Source organism: Treponema sp. UBA753 (assembly GCF_002297325.1).
Taxonomy (GTDB): domain Bacteria; phylum Spirochaetota; class Spirochaetia; order Treponematales; family Treponemataceae; genus Treponema_D.
The window spans coordinates 1-4,071 of sequence record NZ_DBKJ01000103.1; the positions used below are offsets into that span (position 1 = coordinate 1).

The 4,071-nt window shown below is 39.1% G+C and carries 7 protein-coding genes; all 7 read left to right on the forward strand.

Features of this window, described 5'->3' with window-relative positions:
- A partial coding sequence (locus B4C08_RS08530; protein WP_296664474.1) for a sensor histidine kinase occupies positions 1-302 on the forward strand: 302 nt, incomplete at its 5' end.
- The gene (locus tag B4C08_RS08535; protein ID WP_296664476.1) at positions 271-948 is read left to right on the forward strand and encodes a response regulator transcription factor; all 678 of its coding nucleotides are present in this window, start codon (positions 271-273) and stop codon (positions 946-948) included. The genes B4C08_RS08530 and B4C08_RS08535, both read left to right, overlap by 32 nt.
- A complete protein-coding gene (locus B4C08_RS08540; protein ID WP_296664478.1) occupies positions 945-1,568 on the forward strand; it encodes a hypothetical protein in 624 nt (207 codons plus the stop codon). The genes B4C08_RS08535 and B4C08_RS08540 overlap by 4 nt, the downstream gene beginning before the upstream one ends.
- Positions 1,569-2,596: 1,028 nt before the next feature.
- Positions 2,597-2,812, forward strand: a complete 216-nt coding sequence (locus B4C08_RS08545) for a hypothetical protein (protein ID WP_276752787.1) — start codon at positions 2,597-2,599, stop codon at positions 2,810-2,812.
- A 2-nt stretch (positions 2,813-2,814) separates the two neighbouring features.
- Positions 2,815-3,171, forward strand: a complete 357-nt coding sequence (locus B4C08_RS08550; RefSeq protein WP_296664484.1) for a PIN domain-containing protein — start codon at positions 2,815-2,817, stop codon at positions 3,169-3,171.
- A 95-nt stretch (positions 3,172-3,266) separates the two neighbouring features.
- Positions 3,267-3,563 carry a hypothetical protein gene (locus tag B4C08_RS08555; RefSeq protein ID WP_296664486.1) on the forward strand — a complete coding sequence of 99 codons (297 nt, stop codon included), beginning with the start codon at positions 3,267-3,269 and terminating at the stop codon, positions 3,561-3,563.
- Positions 3,560-4,071 (forward strand): hypothetical protein (locus tag B4C08_RS08560; RefSeq protein WP_296664487.1); only part of this gene is annotated, 512 nt, incomplete at its 3' end. The genes B4C08_RS08555 and B4C08_RS08560, both read left to right, overlap by 4 nt.

Below are 4,071 nucleotides of genomic sequence, written 5' to 3' on the forward strand. Positions count from 1 at the left end.
ATGTTCAGATTGAACTTATCCGGATCCTGCAGGAAGCGCTTTCCAACATCAGCCGCCATGCAAACGCGAGCAATGTGGAAATCCGTTTTGTAGACGGCATTGACGACTTCCGCTTTATTATAAAAGACGACGGCAAGGGATTTTCGGAAGAAGAAGTTGAACTTAAAAACAAGCAGAGCGCAAAAAAGCATTACGGCGTTTCTAATATAAAAGAGCGCGTGGAACTTTTGGGCGGTACTGTCAATTTTATAAGCGAGGGAGGAACAACAATTGCAATCACAATTAAAGATTCTGTTCGTTGATGATCATGTGGGCTTACGCGACGGCATGACTCAGATGCTTAAAAATAAAGATTTCTCTTTTGATTTTGTGTGCGCAAGTGATTATGAAAGCGCACTGGAAACCTTAAAGGAAAACCGCGGCATCAAAATCGTCATTCTTGATTTGAACCTGGACGGCAGAAGCGGACTTGAACTGATTCCCGAACTCAAAAAGCTTTCTCCCGACATTTCAATTTTGATTTACACCATGTTCAACGATGTGATTCATGTTGAAAATTCACTCTTGAACGGAGTTCAGGGCTACATTACAAAAGACGCAACAATTGATGAACTTGCGACTGCAATCACTACTGTTGCAAACGGCAATTCATATTACAACAAAGCCGCAACAGAACTGATGCAGTCGCTTCTTGTAAAACATGGTTGTGAACACGACATCACAAATGATTTGAGCTACCTTTTTGATAACTACAAATCACTTTCCAAAAAAGAGCGTGAAGTTTTTATTCTTCTTTCGCAGGATATGCACGTTGCAGACATTGCCAAAAAGCTCGGCAAATCAGAAAAAACTGTCATCAATCAGCGAACCGAAGTCTATTCAAAACTCGATATTAAAGACAGGCACGACCTTCTTGAAAAAGCAAAACTTCTGGGGCTTACAGTATGAGCGGCAACTTAATAAACAGCAGGTTGCTGTACAAAAACTGGACACCGCACAGAATAATTTTTACAGTTCTCTTTACCGCCGTTTCAATCGGAATAAATTATCTCGGTTCTTTTCTGGCAGGATTAATTGCTTTTCCTCTTTATCTTGATTCAGTAATGACCATTGCGGTAACTGCTTTGTGCGGACTTGTACCGGGCTTAATCTGCGCCTTTGGTTCAAATCTGCTTTTGTTCATTTTTGCACACACGGGAATCTTCTTTTCTGCATGTCATCTTTCTACCGCTTTAATAGCCTGGCTGATTTTCCGCTCAGAAAGAAAAAAATATCCTAACGAAAAACTTCTTTCTGCAGACAGCTTTATGTGGGCTGGATTTTTAGCCGCAATCAGCAATTCAATTATCGGCGACACAATTTCAACTTTTGTTTACGGCGCAAACACATCAATTCCGCAGGTTGATAACGCCGTTCAGGGAATCTACGTCGTAATCAGAAGCCTGCCGGTTGCAGCATACATAGGCGGCACAATCACAAACTTTGTAGATAAACTTGTATGTGCTACGATTTGCCTTTTTATTTACCGCTTCGTTAAGAAAGTTTTTTCGGACTTACCATCATTCTAAAACATAACAGATTAGTTTTCCTCTGTCGCAGTAACTTTATTCCAGAAGCCCTCTTTGTTATGCTAAAATGTTTTCAAAAGGAAACACTATGGCAAGTATTTTGATTCGTGCGGAGGGTACAAGCCCGACTGCAATACCTTTAGAGAACAGCGGGAACAGATTGTCCGCGAATCACTGTGCGAAGATTACGATGTAGGCTGCGGCTATGAATCTACTGGCATCAACTATCAGCTCTATATTGACGGAGTAAAAGAACTTCGCGAACTGAACATGGAAGCCAACTGCGGCTTTGAAGTGGCTCACCCGGAAGAAAGAAAATCCGGCTGCAATATGATTTAAGGAAAGGACACACAAATGGTAAAACACATAATCTTATGGACATTAAAAGAAATGAGCGATTCTGAAAAGGAATCTGTAAAAGCCGGAATACGGCGAAGTCAAGGCACGCTAACGCTTAAAGCCTTGACTTCGCCGTTTTGAGGGTTTGTACTGCCCCCTCAATCAAAGAAGGTCTGGAAGGCCTCAAAGGAAAAATACCGGGACTTGTAGACATCAAGGTAAACACAAACGGCTTTTGACGAAAAAAACAAATTCGACATGACAATCAGGGACTTTATTCAAAAACGGAATTTCAGAATCGAAGAAATTGAAAATGCTTTGTTTGAAGCAACCGGAAAATACCTAGGACAAAAAGAAGACTCAGAAAAATAACGGAAAAAAAAACGCATAATACAGGGCAAATGCATTATAAATAATTTAAGTAAAGTTTGCGCGAAGGAACGGTTTCTGGGGCAAAAACACTCTGATTGTTGCGGCCGCGTGAGCGGGTAATTCTATAGTTACTTTGCAACAATCAGAGTGTAGCACATTATTGCGCGATTTTGAACCAGAAAATCGTGTCTGGGAGCCAGTTTTATGCTGAATACATTTATAATGCGTTTGCCCTGGCACATAATAAATATAAAATTGCAATTTTCCTTGAATGCAATTATAATTTTAATATATTAAAAAATTATAGGAGGCATCTCATGATTGCAGTCAAGGCTTATTATGACGGAAAATCTTTTGTTCCTCTTGGAAATATTACTTTTAAATTAAAACAGTCGGCTATAGTTGTTGTGGATGAAGAAAATGATTCTGATGAAAAATCTGTTTCATGCCGCGGACTTGCTGCTATCTATGCGAATCCGTCGTTGGTTCACATTGAACAGGAAACAGCTTCTTCTGCTTTTTCTGGAAAATAAAAATGACTCTCATAGATACAAATGTTATTCTCCGCTATCTTTTGGATGATATTCCAGAACAGGCGGACAAAGCAGAATCTGTTATAAAGCAAGGTTCTTTTACTTTGCCAGAAATTATTGCCGAAGTTGTGTATGTGCTGACCAAGCTTTATAAAGTTCCTAGAAATGAAATAAAATCAATAGTTGCTCCTATTTTCAATGAAGTTGAAATTCAGAATAAGGAAATTATTGTTAATGCGCTTTCTGTTTTTTCTGAAACAGCATTTGATTTTGTTGATTGCATTATAATTTCGAGAAAAAAAATTCTTAATGAAACTGTTTTTACGTTTGATAAAAAACTTTCCGCAAAATTAAAATAACTCCTTCCATTTTTCCATAGCATTAAAATTGCAATTTTCCTTGAATGCAATTATAATTTAACTGATTTATAGTTTTGAATTTTTGTGAGGTTTATATGCCGTTTAAACTTATAGGAATTTTATTTTTAGTTGTGCTTGTTGCTCTTCTTACAGGATTCAATCTTTCTAACAAGTGCTCAATTTGGTTTTTTCATAGCTTTGAAAATATTCCGGTTTTTGCAGCATTGCTTTCCGCTTTTTTGGCTGGCGTTGTAATTACGCTTCCGTTCACATTTGGAAAAAAAAGAAAAGCTGATTCCATTCCTGAATCAAATAAAAAAGAAAAAAAATCCGGGCAGAAAGTTCAGCAAGAAGAAGCTCCTTTGCAGCAACCGCAGGAAAACGCTGAATGAAAAAATTATTGCTTGCATTTTGCGCCTGTGTTGCTTCCGCTTCTATTTTTGCGCAGAATAAAAAATCCGCGGAAATCATAAAAAAGGAAGCTCTAAAGCAGGAAACTGTTCTTGACTCAATTGACTATTTAAAGCGCAACCTTGACTTTGCCGATACTGCCGCGGACACTCGTTCTCTTCTATATTATACTGGAACTTTGCAGGAGCAGCTTGGTCTTTATACTGATGCCGGAAATTCCTACGCAAAGGCAGCCGGCATTGCGGCGCACGATGCTTCAAATATGCCAAAGGTTACTTCTGAGCAGCTTGTGCTTAATGCGGTGCGGGCAAATCTTTGTGCTGGCAACTGGGAAACTGCCGACTCTTACTTGAACAGCGCAGTAAGAAATTCCAAGAATGAAACAGTTTCCGCTACTGTCAAGCTTTATTCTGTTTGGAGCGAACTTTGCAAGGCATCTTCTGTTCCCGGCGCAGACATTTCCGATTCCGTGGAACTTTTAAAAGCATA

Bases quoted from the DNA above. Each gene is read 5' to 3' on its own strand.
- B4C08_RS08540 (WP_296664478.1), top strand. From the start codon at position 945: ATGAGCGGCAACTTAATAAACAGCAGGTTGCTGTACAAAAACTGGACA.
- B4C08_RS08545 (WP_276752787.1), top strand. From the start codon at position 2,597: ATGATTGCAGTCAAGGCTTATTATGACGGAAAATCTTTTGTTCCTCTT.
- B4C08_RS08550 (WP_296664484.1), top strand. From the start codon at position 2,815: ATGACTCTCATAGATACAAATGTTATTCTCCGCTATCTTTTGGATGAT.
- B4C08_RS08555 (WP_296664486.1), top strand. From the start codon at position 3,267: ATGCCGTTTAAACTTATAGGAATTTTATTTTTAGTTGTGCTTGTTGCT.